This is a genomic window from Neobacillus drentensis, assembly GCF_036966985.1.
Taxonomy (GTDB): Bacteria; Bacillota; Bacilli; order Bacillales; family Cytobacillaceae; genus Neobacillus; species Neobacillus drentensis_E.
The window spans coordinates 1-2,374 of the sequence record NZ_JBALSN010000772.1 but is presented as its reverse complement, the minus strand read 5'-3'; the positions used below and the strand labels follow the sequence as shown (position 1 = coordinate 2,374).

General features: G+C 40.6%; 3 protein-coding genes. All 3 read right to left on the bottom strand.

Annotated elements, in window-relative coordinates; genetic code table 11:
• On the bottom strand, window positions 1-193 hold a 193-nt coding region (locus V7659_RS31590; RefSeq protein ID WP_335543923.1), incomplete at its 3' end, for a GerAB/ArcD/ProY family transporter.
• Between the two features lie 31 nt (window positions 194-224).
• Window positions 225-1,439 (bottom strand): Ger(x)C family spore germination protein, encoded by a 1,215-nt coding sequence (locus tag V7659_RS31585; protein WP_335543922.1) that lies wholly within the window; start codon window positions 1,437-1,439, stop codon window positions 225-227.
• Window positions 1,439-2,374, bottom strand: a 936-nt coding sequence (locus V7659_RS31580; protein WP_335543921.1) for a spore germination protein, incomplete at its 5' end; no start/stop codon positions are given. The genes V7659_RS31580 and V7659_RS31585, both read right to left, overlap by 1 nt.

The following is a 2,374-nucleotide window of genomic DNA, read 5'->3' as shown; positions in this document are numbered from 1 at the left end:
GCAGGTCAGGATAGTACATAAATAGGCGATAATAAATAAAAAAGACAATGATTCCCCCAACTAAGCCGAACAATATAGCGATCCAGGCGTCCTGTTTCGCTTCTGATCCGGGACTAAGGAGAAGCGCGCTGCCCATTTCGAACAATACAATAAGCACGAACAATTGGAATCCACTTATTTTTGCCTTTTCCATGTACGAGCCCCCCCTCATTCCATATCTATCCTTATTTATTAATATCTGACCAAAACGGATTCGTCCGAACCCCTTCACGCCGGACGTAAGTATCCACCTTAACATTCACCTCAAGGTCTGCAAAATAATTATTGTTCCAATCTCCCTTTAGCTTTTTCCATAATTCAGGATTGGCTTTATGAACAACATCACCAAACCCAAAGATATCGCACTTAAGCCGTTTCACTTCCTTCACAGTCGACTGTACTTCCTTCTTAATCGCTTTCTCCGTTAACTTTTCAATTTTTTCAATAATTTTTGGATCCATCAAATCAATAGCTGTATTTGCTTCACTCACCCAGCCCTCGTTCTCAATCTTTATATTGATAACGGGTTTTCCGTTTTTAAAAACTGGTGAAACCTTGGTTTTTGACCGAATAGGGACAATACTAAGGGCATTTTTCTTCCCATTCCATTTAAGCGTAATATCGGTACTCTTTGCTTTATTTAAAATCCATATGACTCCACGAGATTTTTTACTTTCAATCCAATCAATCAATGCCCCATCTTTAATGACCGCTAGGCCATCTGCTGCGAGAAAAGCATCGGTTGTTGTTTTTTGCAAATTGGTTGCCTTGTTGGCTTCTTCTTTCATACCAATTAGTTGGTAACCATTTAAAATCGGTTCTTTCCCGTTTCCAACGATCCCGTCAATCAAATCATCAATACTTATACTCATATTCTCCCCTTTCATTGCTTCAGTAAATTTAAGCTCTTTTGTAATTTTGGTAACAGGTAGTTTATCAAGAATAGTCAGAGTAGTGACGATTTCCTCCGCGGTAGAATCTCTTGCAATAACGATTTCTGTAGTAGTTCTAAACTCTGGGTCCCTTGCAAAGGCATCCAACATTTTAAGCATTAAAGTTCTATCCCTAGCAACTTCTTCACTAACAACCACTAAATTGGTATGTGCATAATATAACCGTCGTGAAACTTTTTTCGTTGCATTTCTCGCTGCTTCCGTTATCGTCCTACCTGTGCTTTTATAAACCGCAATCGGCAGACCCTGACCTCCTCCAGTTTGTCCTGTTGAAACGTTCGCGGGATTAACAAGCTGAAACGAGACATGATACAAATCGTCCTCGCCCCGATCAATACCAAGTGCCATCACAAAGGCCAAATCTGTTAGCTCTTTCTGATTCCAGCATCCACTTAGGACTGGCATAGACATTATAAAAAACAAAATAACAAGCAACCATTTTTTCATTACTCTTCACCATTTTTAGATTGATTTTCCGATTGCTTTGGGGGTTGTGGCTTTTGATTTTCCCCGGTTCTTTTGATATTGCCTTTACTTATAAACATCGGTCTATTTTTCATAGCCCAGACAGGAAAACGAACAAATGCATCTTGTTGATTGTGAAGATTAAAAGGTGCGAGTGGCATCATGTACGGAATTCCAAATGAACGGAGTGAACATAAATGGATCGTCATGAACATAAGACCCAACATGATTCCATAAAAGCCTAACACTGTCGCTAATCCCATTAGGACAAAGCGGATTAACCTTGCTGCAATCGCCATTGCAAAAACCGGGGTGGAGAAATTTGCGATGGCTGTGATGGAAACGACAATAACCATGACAGGCGAAACAAACCCCGCCTGTACGGCCGCCTGGCCAATTACGAGCGCCCCTACAATTGATACGGCTTGACCAACTGCTCTTGGAAGCCTTAGTCCAGCTTCCCTTAATATTTCAAACGTTACCTCCATGATTAATGCCTCAACAAAGGCTGGAAATGGAACACTTTCACGTTGGGCAGCGATAGCAATGGCCATAGTGGTTGGAATCATTTCTTGATGAAAAGTAGTCGCAGCAATATAAACAGAAGGTCCAATAACTGCGATAAGGAATGCCAAAATTCTTAACAATCGTATCCCAGTTGAGATGTCAAACCGTGAATAGTAATCATCTGGCGCTTGGAAAAATTGAATAAAAATAGCTGGAACCGTTACAACAAACGGAGTTCCATCGACAACTATGGCAATTCTCCCCTCCAATAAATGAGATGTCACGACATCCGGTCTTTCTGAATGGTACGTTGTTGGGAATGTTGTCCAAGTTTGATCTTCAATCAATTGCTCTATATAACCAGAAGCGAGGATGGAATCAATATTGATTCGTTGAAGCCTTTCTTTAAC